At 72.0% G+C, this 16,540-nt stretch carries 9 protein-coding genes, 1 pseudogene and 1 riboswitch; of the genes and pseudogenes, 5 read left to right on the plus strand and 5 right to left on the minus strand.

Going from position 1 to position 16,540, the window contains the following annotated elements:
* Positions 1–20: 20 nt before the first annotated feature.
* Positions 21–584: an RNA polymerase sigma factor gene (locus ACN20J_RS44290; protein WP_189842819.1), complete on the plus strand. Its 564-nt coding sequence runs from the start codon at positions 21–23 to the stop codon at positions 582–584.
* Positions 577–1,614, plus strand: coding sequence for a CU044_5270 family protein (locus ACN20J_RS44295; protein ID WP_419668216.1), 1,038 nt, complete (start codon positions 577–579; stop codon positions 1,612–1,614). The genes ACN20J_RS44290 and ACN20J_RS44295 overlap by 8 nt, the downstream gene beginning before the upstream one ends.
* Here ACN20J_RS44295 and ACN20J_RS44300 read toward each other — a convergent pair whose 3' ends face one another.
* Positions 1,615–2,463, minus strand: a complete 849-nt coding sequence (locus tag ACN20J_RS44300; protein ID WP_419668217.1) for a bifunctional 5,10-methylenetetrahydrofolate dehydrogenase/5,10-methenyltetrahydrofolate cyclohydrolase — start codon at positions 2,461–2,463, stop codon at positions 1,615–1,617.
* Positions 2,464–2,483: 20 nt separating this feature from the next.
* Positions 2,484–2,570, minus strand: a riboswitch (ZMP/ZTP riboswitch).
* A 298-nt stretch (positions 2,571–2,868) separates the two neighbouring features.
* On the minus strand, positions 2,869–3,243 hold the full coding sequence (locus ACN20J_RS44305) for a nuclear transport factor 2 family protein (protein WP_189842816.1): 375 nt from the start codon (positions 3,241–3,243) through the stop codon (positions 2,869–2,871).
* Between the two features lie 187 nt (positions 3,244–3,430).
* Between ACN20J_RS44305 and ACN20J_RS44310 the strand changes: the two genes are divergently transcribed.
* On the plus strand, positions 3,431–3,727 hold the full coding sequence (locus tag ACN20J_RS44310) for a hypothetical protein (protein ID WP_189842815.1): 297 nt from the start codon (positions 3,431–3,433) through the stop codon (positions 3,725–3,727).
* 130 nt (positions 3,728–3,857) lie between these two features.
* On the plus strand, positions 3,858–4,085 hold the full coding sequence (locus tag ACN20J_RS44315; protein ID WP_189842814.1) for a hypothetical protein: 228 nt from the start codon (positions 3,858–3,860) through the stop codon (positions 4,083–4,085).
* Positions 4,086–4,432: 347 nt separating this feature from the next.
* Here ACN20J_RS44315 and ACN20J_RS44320 read toward each other — a convergent pair whose 3' ends face one another.
* From ACN20J_RS44320 to ACN20J_RS44330, 3 genes and pseudogenes are all read right to left on the minus strand, one after another.
* Positions 4,433–5,701 carry a hypothetical protein gene (locus ACN20J_RS44320; RefSeq protein ID WP_419668218.1) on the minus strand — a complete coding sequence of 423 codons (1,269 nt, stop codon included), beginning with the start codon at positions 5,699–5,701 and terminating at the stop codon, positions 4,433–4,435.
* 131 nt (positions 5,702–5,832) lie between these two features.
* Positions 5,833–6,912 carry a polyprenyl synthetase family protein gene (locus ACN20J_RS44325; RefSeq protein WP_419668219.1) on the minus strand — a complete coding sequence of 360 codons (1,080 nt, stop codon included), beginning with the start codon at positions 6,910–6,912 and terminating at the stop codon, positions 5,833–5,835.
* Positions 6,913–7,223: 311 nt separating this feature from the next.
* A pseudogene (locus ACN20J_RS44330) lies at positions 7,224–8,252 on the minus strand (tetratricopeptide repeat protein); the annotation flags it as partial.
* Between the two features lie 901 nt (positions 8,253–9,153).
* On the opposite strand from ACN20J_RS44330, the gene ACN20J_RS44335 reads away from it, so the two are divergent.
* Positions 9,154–16,467: an SDR family NAD(P)-dependent oxidoreductase gene (locus tag ACN20J_RS44335; RefSeq protein ID WP_419668220.1), complete on the plus strand. Its 7,314-nt coding sequence runs from the start codon at positions 9,154–9,156 to the stop codon at positions 16,465–16,467.
* The last annotated feature ends 73 nt before the right edge of the window (positions 16,468–16,540 follow it).

Raw genomic sequence — 16,540 nt, forward strand, 5'->3', positions numbered from 1 at the left:
CTGCCGGACACCTACGGAACATGAGCAACGACGAGACCTTCGCCGCTGCCTATCGCGAGCACTACTGGGCGGTCAGCCGGTACGTTGCGCGGCGACTGGACGGCCGGACGAGCGAAGTCGAGGAAGTGGTGGCGGAGGTCTTCGCCGTCGCCTGGCGACGCCGGTCCGACCTGCCCGCGTCCCCCCTTCCTTGGCTGTACGGAGTGGCCCGCAACTGCCTGTCCAACGCGGTACGCGGCTACGGACGTCGCCGGCGACTCGTCGACAAGCTCGGTCACGACGAGACCGCGCACGGCCGGCAGATCGTGGACAGCCCCGACTCGGAGCAGCCCGGCGCCTGGGTGCACGACGCGCTGGCCCGCCTTGCCCCCGCCGATCAGGAGGTTCTGCGGCTCACCACCTGGGAGGAACTCGGCATCGACGAGGTCGCCGTGGCCCTCGGCTGCGGCAGCAGGGCGGCGGCGATGCGGCTGCACCGCGCCCGCCGCCGGCTCAGAGCCGAGATCGACAGCATGCGCCCCGCCGTGGCCGCCGGTCCCACGACGCCTCGCCGCGACACCCCGAAGGAGCAGCGCCATGGCTGACGAACTCGAACTGCTGCGCCGCGCCAACCCGGTGCCGCCCGGCGACCCCCGCTTCGGCGACGGCCCGCTGGGCCACGAGGCCGAGCGCCGCCTCAACCAGTTCGTGGGACCGCCGGCCGACGAGCGCCCGAGGCCGGGCCGCTTCCTGCCCGGCCGTGGCAGCCTCGGTCGACTGCTGCGCGGCCCCCGCCCCCGCCGTACGCGTCTGGTGTGGGCCCTCGCGACGACCGCGGCCGTCGCCGTGACCTCCCTCGCGCTCCTCCTCGCGGGCCCGAGCACCACCCCCGCCGTGGCCGCGCCGCGCCCGCTGGTGGTCCGGGCGGACTCCACCCCCGTACCGCTGGACCGGCTGGCCGAGCGTGCGCGCGGGGCAGCCGCGGACGGTTCGTCCGGTCCCCGCAAGGGCACGCATGTGCAGTCGTGGAGCATGGGCATGTCGGAGGACAAGCCTCCGATCACGCTCCCCGTGGAGCGCATCGTGCGCTGGAACGCGGACGACAGCCACACGGAACTGGTCGTCGCGACCGACCCGCGCCACCCGGGCCGGCCGGTCCTCTCCGACGCGGACGGCGATCCGGGCCTCGTCGACGACGGTCACGTCATCAGCGAGCAGACCTTCCCACCGAGCTGGAGCGACGCCCCGCCCGAGTCGCCACCGCCGCATGACGCCGAGCGGCTGCGCGCCTATCTGCAGGAGGCGCAGCACACCGACACCCCGCTGACCACGCCCGAACTGCTGGACGCCACACGGCTGTTGCTCGACACCTGGACCCTCGGCACCCGTGAGGACGCGGCACTCGCCCGAGTCCTCGCGGACGCCGACGGACTGCGGTCCGTCGGCCAGGTGACCGATCGCCTGGGCCGGCACGGTCAGGCGTACCTGTACGACGGCACCGGCTACCGGCAGATGCTGATCATGGATCCGGTCACCGGTGCCGTCCTCGGCCTGGAGAGCACCGCCACGACCGCCGAGCCCGAGTACGGACTCAAGGCCGGTGACGTCATGGACTACAGCGCGTGGATTCGCTGATCAGGCGCCGGTCTGCCGCGTGGCCGCCTCGACGGTCTGGGCCAGCAGTGTGGCGATCGTCATCGGACCGACCCCGCCCGGTACGGGAGTGATCAGCGAGGCCCGCTCCCGTGCGCTGTCGAAGTCGACGTCGCCTATGTTGCCGGGGTTGTAACCGGCGTCGACGACTACCGCGCCCGGTTTGATGTCCTCGCCGCGGATCAGCCGGGGCCGCCCCACGGCGGCCACCACGATGTCCGCCTCCCGCACGGCCGCCGACAGGTCGGCCGTGCGCGAGTGGCAGTACGTCACCGTGGCGTCGCGGCCGAGCAGCAGCATCCCCACCGGCTTGCCGAGGATCGCGCTGCGGCCCACCACGACGGCCCGCTTACCGGCCGGGTCGACGTCGTACTCGTCCAGGAGCCGCATGATCCCGCCGGGCGTACACGACGCGAAGCCCGGCAGACCGAAGCTCATCGCCGAGAAGGACGCCAGCGTGACCCCGTCGACGTCCTTCTCCGGAGCGATCGCCTCGAACGCCGCGCGCTCGTCGATGTGGTGCCCCATCGGGTGCTGCAACAGGATGCCGTGCACGGTGGGGTCGGCGGACAGCTCGGTGAGCGTGCCGATCAGCTCGTCCGTCGTGGTCCCGGCGGGCAGAGCCACGTGCCGCGACTCGATACCCGCCTTGCGGGAACGGTTCTGCTTCATCCGTACGTACGTGACGGAGGCGGGGTCCTCGCCCACCAGCACGGTGGCGAGACAGGGCGCCACCCCCGTGCGTTCGGTGAGGTCGGCCGCCCGCTTGGCCGTCTCGTCGACGATCCGCCGGGCGAGACCGGTGCCGTCCATCAGCTGCGCCTGGGACATGAGCCACTCCTGAGCGTCGTAGAAGATGCCCAGGCGCGCGGCGAAGACGTGTGTGTCGGGCCGCTCCCCGGTGGTACTCCACCTCAGCGCCAGTCACGGCCTGCCACCACAGTACGCGTCGCCGGAGTGGCATTGTCGTCGAGCCGGGCCGTAGGCGTCTTCCTCCGGCCCGGCCGTCGGGTCCACGTACGGCTCACCGAGGCGGGATACGACGCGTTCGAGCGGCACGCGGCTTCCGAAGAGCATGGCGAGAACGGGCTGCTCTCAGTGCTGTCAGCAGGAGAGAAGCGGACACGCGCCGACCAGCTCCGGAAGCCGGTCGAGGCCGCAGAGGCCTCGCCGGACGCGACTGAGCCGAAAAGGTCCAGGTCAGACGGGTCGTGATCCGGACCCTCGGCATTCCCCTTACACCTCTTCGGCGTCCCATACCTGCAGCACCGTCTGGTCGACGATCTTCCCGTCGCGCAGCGACATCATCGAACTCATGAGCACCCTGACGCCGTCCGCGTACTGACAGGACTCGGTGAAGGCGACATGGTCGCCCTGGATCACACACTGCTCCATCTTGTGTGTCATGTCGCGGCTGTAGACGTCGTCGAGCATCTCGCGGATCTGCTCGCGGCCGTGCATGACCTTGGGGTGGCTGGGCTGGGTGTTGCGGTCGACGACGCGCATCTCCGCGTCGTCCGCGTACAGCGACAGGAGCGCCGACGCGTTCTGGCCTTCGATGCCCCGGCGCAGCGTTTCGGTGTTGAAGGCGGGGCTTGCCGCAGTGCCCATGGTGGACCTCCTTGTGGACCACTGGCGAAGGCCGCGGCCCGCTGCGGAGCGGGCCGTCGAGGGCCTCTCCCTTCTGAGACTCCTCCGGCACGGCGGCCACGGCAAGCGCAGGCGGACCGATGAGCCTGTCGGGTGAGGGGCCCGGTGCGGCCGTGTCCGTGGACGGCCCGCCACCGTTGCTGAAGGCATGATCTCAACACGACGTATCGTCGCCGCCGTTGGCCTCGCCGTCGGCGTCACGGGCCTTGCCGTACCGTCCGCGAGCGCTGCCACCACCCCGGAGACGGGAAAGGTGAACCCCATCGCGATGCTCGACTCGCTCGCCGTGAGCGACCTTCCCGCGGAGCACAAGGCCCAGATGCCGAGGGTCTCCGACCAGCTCGACAAGCTCAACGAGCTGAACGGCCTCTACCAGCTGGAGCAGCTCCACCAGGTGACCGACCTCGCGGCCCCCGCCATGGGACTGGTCGGGGCCGTCGAGTAGGGCCGTCGAGTACCGAACGGCCCGGTCCGTCGGCGCGCGTCTCGTGGGGAGGCGCGCGCCGACGTCGTTCCAGGCGAAACGGCGGTGGCCCCCGGATGCGCGCCGGGGCGGTCCGGGTGAGGCTGAGGGCATGTCGGAACATCCCGTAGTGGTCGTGCACCCGCCGCAGGAGGAAGGCGGCAGGCGCGTGACGGTCCACGGCGAGCCGATCGGCGTCGCCATGAACCTCCCGGACGTCGTCGAGTTCCTGCGCCGCGCGGGCCTGGAGTTCGACGAGAACGAGGTCGCCGTGTCACCGCTGATCGAGTGGCGTGGCGGAGGACCGTCCTACTGGGGGCCGGAGCCGCGCCGCCCCTGACGGCCGGGCGCAGGTGAGAGGGCGCATGTAGGGGCCCACGTCCTTCCTCGGTAGTACCTCGTCCATGGGGACTGCCGCCACGGGACCAGGACGAAGGCCTCCATGGGCACGATGTGTGAGGGCGCGGCGGCGCGGAGGCTGGTGGTACCAGGAATGAGGAGGCCGCCATGAACCGCCGGATCCGCATCCGTCCCACCCGCCGCACGACCACCGCGCGCGACACGACGATCGACCGCAGGACCCCCTCGGGCCGACTCCTGCCCTATTGATCGCCCCACTGACCGCGTCCTAATGACCACGCCTACTGACCGCGCCCTCCTGACTGCCGTACCGGCCACTGGCGGACGTCAGCAGATGGTCTGGGTGCTGTTGACCAGGGTGTTGTTGCGGAACGTGGTGTTGTCGCCGCAAGGGCTCTCCCTGATCGAGGAGTTGGTCACCCTCAGGTTCTGGACGGTGATGTCCGAGTTGTTGGGGAACTCCGAGCGGGCCGCCAGCCGGATCTCGCCGCCGCCCGTGACACTGCCGCTCTGGGCGGCGAGGTTCACGTTGTAGCAGTTCTCGATCAGGATCGCGTTGTTGCCGGTGTTGGAGATGGTCACCCGGTCGATGGTCGCGCCGCCGCTCTCGGAGACGCAGAAGACGCCCCGGCCACCGCCGCGCGCCACGACCTCGCCGACCCGCACATTGGTCGGGTACGCGCTGCCGATCCGGCCGTTGCGGTTGGCCATGCGGAAGGCCGCGTAACCCGTACCGGCGCCCGCGCCGTCCGCGTCGACCTTCGCGACCGTCGCATTGATGGTCTGGTTCAGCAGGAGACCGGACTCGCCCACATTGCGCGCGGTGACCGTGCCGATGGTGAGGCCGTCGACCCCGTACGTCTCCACGGCGTGGCTGCTCGCCCCGGAGACGTACACGTTGTCGATCCGGACGTTGCGTGTCCACTGGCTGGTGTCGCCGCGGTTGTCGATGCGTACGCCGAGACCGCGTGAGAGGCGCATGTCGATCTGGCCGAGCACGACGTTGGTGACGTTACGCATGAAGACGCCGTACAGCGGGGTGCCGGTGAGGTTCAGGTGCTGGACCTCGATGTCCCGGGCGCCGCGTGCGTACACCGGGGCCTGGTCGCCGGTGCCCGAACCGGTGACGTCGATGGTGCCGCACACGTCGAGCACGGTGTAGCTCGGCAGGGAGACCCGGGAACCTGCGCCGATGGCACCCGAGCCGCGCACCACGACCCGCTCCTTCGAAGTCCGGCCCGCCGTAAGGCTGTTGACGGCCGCCTGCATCGCGGCCCGCATGTCGGTACCGGTGTACGTGACACTGCTGCCGCGCCGGGCGGTCCAGGTGCTGTCGTTCAGCACGGCCTCGGCCTGGTACGAGCCCTCGCCGCACGCTGCCGCCGCCTGCTGCGGGGCCGCGCTCGCGGGGGCCGTCAGCAGGGCTGCGCCGGTGAGGAGAGCGGTGGCGCAACAAGCGGCGGTGACGCCGGCCCGCCTCCCGCGGGCACCGGCGGTCGTGGGGGGTTGGCTGGTCCTGGTGGTCCTGGTGGTCCTGGTGGTCCTGGTGGTCCTGCTGGTCTTGTGGGTGACGTGAGGTGCGGCTCTGCGTCCCATCTCGTCTTCTTCTCCTGTGTGGGGGTTCGCCGCCCGCGCGAATGCGTCGCAGCAAGCGTTTTCTATGGCGGGCGGTGAGTTTGGCAAGGGCTTTCTACGGCGTCAAGAGGCCGGTGTGACAAAGGAGTTGGTCACATCTCGCGGCGTACGAGGAAGGCCAGCAGCGCACGCAGATCGTCGGCCGCGTGCGGAGCCGTGGGGAGGCTGTCGAGGCAGGCGTGGACGTGGGCGATGTGACGGTGGGCCTCCGCCAGCGCGGCGCTCCGGCCGCTGGCCTCCTCGATCAGGGCCGCGGCCCGGCGGGCGGTCGCGTCGTCGAGCTCTTCGGCACCCTCCAGGAGGCGGGCGAGGGGGCGGACGGCGGCCGGGCTGTCGAGAGCCGCCAGGACCGGGAACGTCTTCTTGCGCCGACGCAGATCCGCGTGGACCGGCTTGCCCGTGACGGCGGGGTCTCCCCAGATGCCCAGGAGGTCGTCGATCACCTGGAAGGCCACGCCGAGATGACGGCCGGCGCGGTCGAGCGCGGTGACCGTCGTGGCCGGGGCTCCGGCGAGTACGGCACCCAGGGCGGCGGCGCAGCCCAGCAGCGCGCCGGTCTTGTGCTCGGCCATCGTCCGGTACTCGTCGGGGCCGACGGCCTCCGGGCCAGTCCAGGGGCGCGACTCGAAGAGCAGGTCGTCGGCCTGACCGCTCACCAGGTCGTTGAGTGCGGTGGACAGGTGACGGACGGCCGACGGGACATGGCTGCCGGGCGCGGACGCAAGGGTCTCCACGGCCAGGGCGAACAGGGCGTCCCCCGCGAGGACGGCAGGGCCCGTGCCGTACGTCTTCCAGACCGTGGGACGGCCACGCCGGGTCGCGTCGCCGTCCATGATGTCGTCGTGGAGCAGCGAGAAGGTGTGCACCAGCTCCACCGCGACGGCCGCGCTGACTCCGGCGCCCGCGGGTGCTCCGGCCGCCTCCGCGCCCAGGACGGCCAGGGCCTGCCGCAGCCCCTTGCCGCCCGCCGCGGCGGCGGGCGTGCCACCGGCCTCGCACCAGCCGAAGGAGTACGCCGCCATCTCGCCCACCCAGGGGTGCAGCCGCCCTACCGCCTCGGCCAGGGCGGGGCGGACCAACGCCCGGCTGCAGTCGAGGAGTTGAACGGCACGTTCGGCATCGGCGGCGGTGGTCGAGACAGGCGGATGCAGCGCGGAGGTCGTCATCGTCATCGCCCAACCTCCGTGCCTGCCAGGGTGGTTGCGGAGGTGTCGATCTCGGCAGCCGCAGCCGCAGCCGCAGCCGCAGCCGCAGCCGCAGCCGCAGCCGCATCTGCTTCGGAGGTGGTGGCCGTTGCGGCGGTGGCGGCCGGGGCGCCGGGAGTTGGCGGGCTGGTGGCCCCGGTGGCCGTGCCCGCCACTATCGGGTCGGAGGGGTGGGGGCTCGTCTCGTTCCCGGTCCCGACGCCCGCGTCCGGCACCGTGGCAGTCCGGACATCCGCATCCGTGCTGGTGTCCGTGCCCGCACCCGTGTCCGTGTCCGTATCGGCCACGATGCCGAACTCCGCCTGTGCACGAGCCACCATCTGCCGCGCGTGCCGCAGCCCGATGCGTTCCAACACCTGGGCGAGATCGGCCAGTTCGGCGGCGGTGTCGTCGAGGTCGTGGCCCAGGTGGGCGAGGGACTTGGCGAGGCCGAGACGGGAGAGTGCCTCCCCGCGGGGCTCGCTCATCGCCCGGAACTCCGCCAGCGCCTGGGTGTAGACGTCCCGGGCCTCCGCGTAACGCCCGGCCCGGTAAAGGACGTTGCCACGCATCTTGTGGTTGTACGCCAGTGCGCTCGACAGGTTCATCTCCCGGCAGGTCACCTCGGCCTCGGCGAGCAGGCCGAGCGCGCGTTCGGCATCCCCGTCGCGGACGGACACGATGTCGGCCAGACCGCGCAGTGCCCACGCGTGGCCGCGCCGGTCGTCGGCCCGCCCGGCGATCTCCGCGGCCTCCTCGAACATCGCGTACGCCGTGTCGTACGAGCCGGTGTTGCGGTGTATCTGCGCGATGCCCTCCAGGGCCCACACGGTGTGCCGTGCCTCGCCGCGCTTGCGTGCCTCGGCCAGGAGTTGCTCGTGCAGCGCACCGACCGCCTCGTAGTCGCCCTGGATGCGGCCCGTCTCCGCCATCCCGGCGAGCGAGTAGCCGCGTACGACGATGTCGCCGCCGCGCTCGCCGAACTCGGCCGCGAGCCCCAGGAGTCGCCAGGCGAGCGGGAACGCACCGCGCTGGCGTGCCAGCGTGCCGCCGCTCCACAGGGCCCATGCCATCGCCGCGATGTCCCCGGCGCCCCGGGCCGCGCGGTAACTCGCCTTCCACGCGCGGTCGGCGTCGCCCACCTGCCCGAGCCGCCGATGTGCCTCCGCGACCGCGAGACCCGAGCGCGCCACCTCTCCCGGCGCTCCGGCGCGCTCGGCGGCGCGCAACTGCTCGGTGCCCGCGGCCAGTACGTCGACCAGGGAGGAGTTCACGGACAGGGTGGTGAGCGCACCTTGGTACTCGGGTGCGAATGCCTTGCCGTACATGCGTGCCTTTCGGTCTGCCGATGCTCGGACGAGGTGGCGGCGGACCCGACTCCGCACGCGTATACACGGTGTGTATACGCAATGTGTATAGTGCCCTGTTTTCCGCCCCGGGCCATGTGTCCTGGGTCGACGGGTCACCGGCGCCGCCGCGCCACCTCGTTGTCGATCAAGACGTCGGTGTCGGCGGCGGGGTTGCCTCTGCGTCGTAGATCACAGTCGGGGTGGGGAGTGGCTGTGGTGCTTCCGAGTCTCCGGCCGGATTGCCGTGGTCGGCCCGGGGTGAACGGTTTCTTGGGGGTGATTCGACCGATTGATCCGAACTGCGTTCTCCTGGTGTCGGCGGGGAGATTCCTGAAACGTCTTGCGGTTGCGGAGACGTGAAATCCTGCCGGCGGTTCGGGGGAGGGGGCGGGTAAAAGGGAAATCCCCGTGAATGAGCCGGAGTGGCGTCCCGCGATGGAGCCAGATGTGTCGGGACTTGTTTCTCGACAGAACGCCACGCGCTGATCTTCGGAGTGGGACTTGACAGGGGCTTCTCGTGGTGACATGTGAATTTTACAGAGTGGCGTTGCGCTGCCGCCCGTGTTTCACGGTGGTGAATCATGGTGCTGCTTTTGGCGGACTTGCGGCGCTGTCGTCCGAGTAGCGTAGTGACTGATTGCAATTGGCCGGGTTTTCGGTTCTTGGGGACCGGTGGAGCCTGGCTGAATCGATTCCACGGCGTAGCGGGAGGTCGGCGCGTTGTTGACCGGTGGGTAACTCTGGCGCTAGCTTCCAACGGGTTGGTTTTCGCGCGGGAGTTTCCCCCGATGCCGTGTAAACGGTGTATGTCCGCGTGGGCCAATTCGTCGTCTCCAGGCACCCCCCCACCGTGCAGTCTCACCGATTATTTCGGAGAATCATGACGTCTGCTGTGCGCGCCGAGGACATGATCATTGGAATCACCCCGTTCGGTGAACCCGAAGCCAGGCTTGCCGCCGCCGTCAGCCGTGCGGGCGGCCTGGGCGTACTTGACCTGGGAGTGGGCGACCGCAGAGCCAGAGAGGCGCTGGCATCCCTCCGGCGCTGGGCGACCGGACCGTTCGGAGTGCGGGTCGGACCGCACTGCCGGATCGCTCCCGGAGAACTGGATCCCGGAGAACTCGACCCCGGGAAACTCGAACCCGGAGAATTCGCGCCCGGAAAGAAGAACGGAAAGCCGGGAAAGCGAGAGGGCGGTGGCCTCCATACCGTCGTCCTCGGCATGGATTCGCCCTGGCAGATCGACGAGGTCGCCGCGACGTACCGAGTCCTGGTGGAGGTCACGGACCTGGCGCAGGCTCTGGCGGCGGTCCGCGCCGGAGCGCACGGCCTGATCGCCCGCGGCAGCGAGAGCGGCGGCCGGACCGGGGAGCTCAGCACCTTCGTCCTGCTCCAGCACCTGCTCGCCGAACCCGGTGTGGACCTACCCGTCTGGGCCTGCGGCGGCATCGGCCCCCGTACGGCGGCGGCGGCCGTGGCCGGCGGGGCGGCCGGAGTGGTCCTGGACAGCCAACTGGCGCTGCTCGCCGAGGCGAGGCTTCCGGAGCCGGCGGCCGCGGCACTGCGGTCCATGGACGGCTCGGAGACCGTCGTGGTGGGCGGACACCGGGTGCTGCACCGCCGGGGCCCGGACGCCCCGCGCGTTCCGGTCGGCGATCCGCTGCTGGTGTCGGGGATGCTCGGCGCGCAGGACCCGCGTACCCAGCTCCTGCCGGTCGGTCAGGACGGCTTCCTCGCCGCCCGCTTCGCCGAGCGCTGGGGCGACGCCGCCCGGACGGTCCGCGCTCTGATTACCTCCGTACGGGACGCCGTACGCGACGACAGGCCGGCCGGGGCATTGCGTCCTGGCTCCCCGATGAGCAGGGCTCTCGGCACGCGTGTGCCCGTCGCCCAGGGGCCGATGACCCGGGTCAGCGACCAGGCGCGCTTCGCCGCCGCCGTCGCCGGGGACGGGGCCCTGCCGTTCATCGCGCTGGCTCTGGCGAGCGGCGAGCAGACGCGAACGGTCCTGGAGGAGACCCGCGCCGCCGTGGCGGGCCGGCCCTGGGGCGTCGGCGTGCTCGGCTTCGCACCCGAGGAGACCAGAAACGCCCAGCTCGAAGCCGTACGCGAGCTGCGGCCCACGCACGCGATCATCGCGGGCGGACGACCGTCCCAGGCCGAGGCGCTGGAGCGGGCCGGGATCAGCACCTTCCTGCACGTGCCCTCGCCGGGACTGCTCCGCCAGTTCCTCGACGCCGGAGCCCGCCGCTTCGTCTTCGAGGGCTCCGAATGCGGCGGCCACGTCGGACCGCGCGCGAGCTTCCCCCTGTGGGAGGCCCAACTCGCCGTACTGGAAGACTATTTGGACGGAGCGGACGCCGAAACGGCCGAACGCGTCGAGGTGTTCTTCGCGGGCGGCGTCCATGACGAGCGCTCGTCGGCGATGGTCGCCGCGCTCGCCGCTCCACTGACCGCGCGCGGGGCCGCAGTCGGCGTCCTCATGGGAACCGCCTACCTGTTCACCGACGAAGCGGTGGAGTGCGGAGCGGTCCGGCCGCTCTTCCAGCAACAGGTCATGGCCGCCACCCGCACCGCGCTCCTGGAGACCGCGCCCGGCCACGCCACCCGGTGTGTGCCCAGCCCGTTCAGCGAGAACTACCGGGAGTTCGAGGCGGAGCTGCGCGAGCGCGGTGTGGTCGAGCGGCGGATCTGGGAGGAACTGGAACGGCTCAACGTCGGGCGGCTGCGCATCGCCAGCAAGGGGATCGAGCGGGACGCCACCGGTGAACTGGCGGCCGTGGCCGAGGAACGCCAGCTCTCCGAAGGCATGTTCATGGCCGGGGAAGTGGCCGTCCTGCGCTCGGCGACCACGACGATCAACGCGCTGCACGGCTCGGTGACCACCGGCGCGGCGGGATTCCTCGCCGCCCGCGCGGCCCTGCTCCGGGAGCGCCTCGGGATGGACACGGCCGAGGAGCCCGTGGCGCCCGAGCCGCTGGACGTGGCCGTGGTCGGCATGGCCTGCATGTTCCCCCAGGCTCCCGACCTCGCCTCCTACTGGGCGAACATCCTCGGCGGCCACGACGGCGTCGGTGAGGTCCCCGCCGACCGCTGGGACCCCGCCGTGCACTACTCGGAGGACGCGGACGGCGCCACCCCGTCCAAGTGGGGCGGCTTCCTGCCGCGGATCCCCTTCGACCCGCTGCGCTACGGCATCCCGCCGACCTCCCTGGGCAACATCGAGCCCGTACAACTGCTGGCACTCGAAGCCGCGCGGCGGGCGCTGGAGGACGCCGGATACGGGGAGCGCGGCCGGGGCTTCGACCGGTCCAGGACCTCCGTGGTCTTCGGCGCCGAAGCGGGCAGCGACCTCTCCAACGCCGCCACCCTGCGAGCCGTCCTGCCCTCCTACTACGGGGAGGTTCCGGACGGCCTGGACGGGCAACTGCCCCGGCTCACCGAGGACTCCTTCCCCGGCATGCTCGCCAACGTCATCTCGGGGCGCATCGCCAACCGGCTGGACCTGGGCGGCGCCAACTACACCGTCGACGCGGCGTGCGCGTCGTCACTCGCCGCCGTCGACGTGGCGTGCAAGGAACTCGTCGGCGGTACGAGTGACGTCGTGCTGTGCGGGGGCGCCGACCTGCACAACGGCATCAACGACTACGTCCTCTTCTCCTCCGTGCACGCCCTCTCCCCGACGGGCCGGTCGCGGGCCTTCGACAGTTCGGCGGACGGGATAGCCCTGGGCGAGGGCATCGCCTGTGTCGTGCTCAAGCGGCTCGCGGACGCCGAACGCGACGGCGACCGGATCTACGGCGTGATCAAGGGAGTCGGCAGCTCCAGCGACGGCCGCTCGCTCGGACTGACCGCGCCCCGCCCCGAGGGCCAGCGCGCCGCGCTGGAGCGGGCCTACCGCAACGCGGGGATCTCACCGGCCGACGTCGGCCTGGTCGAGGCCCACGGCACCGGGACCGTGGTCGGGGACCGTACCGAACTGACCATCCTCAGCGAGGTGTTCACCGAAGCCGGGGCCAAGGCGGGCGGCTGCGCGCTCGGTTCGGTCAAGTCGCAGATCGGGCACACCAAGTGCGCCGCCGGTCTCGCCGGTCTGATCAAGACCGTGCTGTCCCTGTACACGGGAGTCAAGCCGCCCACCCTGCACATGAAGCGGCCGAACCCGGCCTGGCAGGAGGAGAGCAGCCCGTTTGTCTTTCACGCGAGGCCACGGCCCTGGGCGGCCCCGGCCGAGGAACGGGTCGCCGGGCTCAGCGCGTTCGGCTTCGGCGGGACCAACTTCCATGTGGTGCTCAGCGCCCACACGGCCGCCGAACCGCCCGCCCAGGGCCTGGACAGCTGGCCCGCCGAACTGTTCACCTTCCGCGGTACGGATCCTGCGGCGGCCCGGCGAGCCGTCGAGGACGTACTCAAGGCCGCCGGGACCGACGGCCGCCCATGGCGCCTGCGCGACCTCGCGCTGAGCGCGTCCCGACGTGCGGATGCCCGCCATGAACCGGTCCAAGTGGCCGTCGTCGCCACCGACGTCGACGGGCTGATCGGCCAGCTGCGCCGGGCTCTGGCGGGCGAGCACGATCCGGCCGCAGGCATCCACCTGGCGGAGGCCGGACGAGCGCCGGCCGACGGAAGCGAGCGGGCGGGAGCGGACGAGGGGCAGGTGCCGGCGGACGCCGGGCAGGCGCAGGGGGATGCGGCGTGGGCGGACGCGGAGTTGGCGGACGCGGAGTTGGCGCAGGGAGACGCGGCGTGGGCGGATGCGGGGCAGGCGCCGTCCGGTTCGCGTCGGCCGTCGGCGTCGGCCGACGGCAAGGTCGCGTTCCTCTTCCCGGGCCAGGGCAGCCAGCGGCCCGGGATGCTCGCGGACGTGTTCATCGCCTTTCCCGAGCTCCAGCACTATCTGCACCTCGGCCGCGACCACGCCGACGCGCTGTACCCGCCCGCCGCCTTCGACACGGCCGCCAGGGATCGCCAACGGGCCGGGATCACCGACACCCGGGTCGCCCAGCCCGCGCTGGGCATCGCCGGACTCGCCGCCAACGCGCTGCTCACCGAGGCCGGGGTGCGACCGGACATGGCCGCCGGGCACAGCTACGGCGAACTGGTCGCCCTCTGCGCGGCGGGCGCCATCGCACCGGAGGCGCTCCTTGAGCTGAGCGCCGAGCGGGCGGCGGCGATCCTCTCGGCCGTCGGCGAGGATCCGGGAACCATGGCGGCGGTCGCGGCCGGTGCCGAGGACGTCGCACGGGCCCTGCGCGAGACGGACGCCCCCAGCACGGTCGTCGTCGCCAACCACAACTCGCCCCGGCAGACGGTGATTTCCGGACCGACGGAGGCGATGGCCACCGCCGTGCGACTGCTGCGCGCGGCGGGATTCCGCGCCGAAGGCATCCCCGTCGCCTGTGCCTTCCACAGTCCGGTGGTGGCCGCAGGCGGAGAGCGGTTCGCCGAGGCACTCGCGAGCCGGACCGTGCGCCCGCCCGAGTTCCCGGTGTGGTCCAACCGCACGGCGGCCCCGTACGGCGACCACGCCGACGAGATCCGTGCGGAACTCGCCGCCCAGATCGGGGCTCCCGTCGGATTCGTCGCACAGATCGAGGCCATGTACGAGGCCGGGGCGAGGGTCTTCGTCGAGGCCGGCCCCGGCTCCGTACTCACCCGGCTGGTCGCACAGATCCTCGGCGACCGCCCGCACCGCACCGTCGCGTGCGAGCCGCGCCACGACAGCGGACTGCGCGGCTGGCTCGACGCGCTGGCCCAACTGGCCGTGGCGGGGCTGCCGGTACGCACCGGATGGCTGTTCCAGGGACGCGACGCCGTCGACGCGACCCGGACCCCGGAGCCCAAACGGCCCGGATGGACGGTCGACGGGCAACTGGTCCGTACGGCCGCCGGTGAACTCCTTCCCGGCGCCCTCGCGCCGGCCCGACGCGTTGTGGAGACGACAGTGACGACGAGCCACGCGAACCATGGAAACGGCGTTCCGGCCGACAGGGACGCGCTGATCGTCGAATACCTGCGTACCAGCCGGGAGATGGTGGCCGCCCAACGAGACGTGCTGCTGACCTACTTCGGCGCCACGGCGGGGGAGTGGATTCCCGCGCCCGGCGCGCCTGCCGCGCCCGCCACGGCCGCCGTGGTCGGCACCCACCAGCAGGCCGTACCGGCCGCCGAGCTTCCCGCGGCCCAACAGCCGGTTCTACGGCCGGAGATGGCAGCAGCGCCCGCCGGCGGCGAGACGCCCGCCACCGCGTCGGTCACGGCAGCCGCAACGGAGACGGTCACGACAGCAGCCGTCACGGAAGCGGACGTCCTGGCGGTCGTGCTGGAGATCATCAGCGAGCGCACCGGCTATCCCGTGGACATGATCGAGCCCGATCTCGACCTGGAGGCCGACCTCAGCATCGACTCCATCAAGCGGGCCGAGATCGCCGGTGAGTTGGCCAAGCGCCTGGGCGCCGGGGGCGGCGTGGACGTTGCCGGGCTGGACGACGCGGAGCTGGAGGACCTTGCGAAGGCCCGTACGGCCGCGTCGGTGACGGGCTGGCTCGCCGCGCGACTCGCGGGGCCCGCCGAACCGCCCGGCGGTACGGCTCCGGATACGACCCCGAGTACGCCTCTGCGTACGAGTGGAGGGCCGGAGGGGCCAGGGGACGGAAGGGCGGTCGGGCGGACCGAGACGCCGGAGCCGGTGGAAGCCACCGGGGAGGCCCCGAAACGCTTTCAGCTCCGGCCCGTCCTTCTGGAGCAGCAGGATGGCGACGGCTCGGGCGACCCGTCCGCCGTACTGGCCGGGATGCGGTTCGTCCTTCTCGGCGACGAGAGCGAGGACGTGTCCCGGGAGGTGCGCTCGCGGCTCGCGGAGCACGGAGCCGACGCCGTGGTCCTCGGCCCGGAGCACCTGCTCACCGAGGCGGACGGCCGGGTGGACGGCGTGCTGTACCTCGACTCCCTCGCCGCCGCCCCGGCACCGGTGCTGCCGCACGCCTTCCCGGTGTTCCAGTCCGCCCTGCGACGGGTGCCGCGCTGGCTGCTCGCCGCCCGGCCCGCCGACGGGGATTCCCGGGGCCTCCGGTCGGCAGGGCTGCACGGTCTGTTCCGTACGGTCGCACGCGAGTACCCGGAGACCGTCGCGCGGATCGTCGACCTCGACGACACCACGCCGGCCGCCGTCGCCGACGCGCTGATCGCCGAACTGCTCGCGCCCGACGTGGCCCCGGTCGTCCTGCGAACGGCAGCCGGTCGCCACGGACTTGACCTCGTGGAGACACCGCTGGGCGCCCTCGGCACCACCGGCGCCGGACCGGCGGGTGACGGAGCCGCCGAGGCCGCCGCCATCGGCCTCGACCGGGATTCCGTGGTGCTGCTGGTCGGCGGGGCCCGCGGTATCACGGCGACCTTCGCCGCGGCGCTCGCCGCGGCCTCCCGGTGCCGTGTCGAACTGCTCGGCAGGACGCCGGCGCCGACCGGACCCGAGGATGCGGCCATCGCCGCCGCCCCGGACCGCGCCGCGCTGCGTACGGCACTCGCCGCCCGCGCGGGCGGTGGCCTGACGCCCGCCGACATCAACCGCGAAGCCGAACTCGTCCTGGCCCAGCGGGAGATCACCGCCACCCTGGCGGAGCTCACGGCGCTCGGAAGCACGGCCCGCTACCACTGTGTGGACTTCCGGGAGCCGGACGCCGCGCTCCAGGCGGTGAAGGAGATCCACGCCGAACACGGCCGGCTCGACGGTGTCGTCTATGCGGCCGGAGTGATCGAGGACCGGCTGATCGCCGACAAGACCGCCGAGTCCTTCCAGCGCGTGTACGACACGAAGACGAGCGGCGCGGAGACCTTGCTGACAGCGCTGGAGGAGTTCCCGAACGGGCCCGCGTTCGCCGTCCTGTTCGGCAGCATCTCGGCAGTCCTCGGCAACCGCGGCCAGGTCGACTACGCGGCCGCCAACGACGCCCTGCAGAGCCTGGGCGCCGACTGGGCCGCCCGAACCGGTCACCGTGCCCTGACCGTGCACTGGGGACCGTGGGCACCCACCGGTGGTCACGCCGGAATGGTGACCCCGGAACTCGGACGCGAGTACGCCAGGCGCGGGATCAAGCTCATCGACCCCGAGGAGGGCACCGCGGCGCTGCTGCGTGAACTCGCCTGGGGCGACGAGTCGGCCGGAGCCGTCGTCTACACCGCGTCGGGCTGGTGACATGAACGACTTGGCCGACCTGACGGATCAGGCGGATCGGGCGGACCGGGCGGACCGGGATCAGCGGAATCAG

This window comes from Streptomyces sp. 2-1, from assembly GCF_048564895.1.
GTDB lineage: Bacteria > Actinomycetota > Actinomycetes > Streptomycetales > Streptomycetaceae > Streptomyces > Streptomyces phaeochromogenes.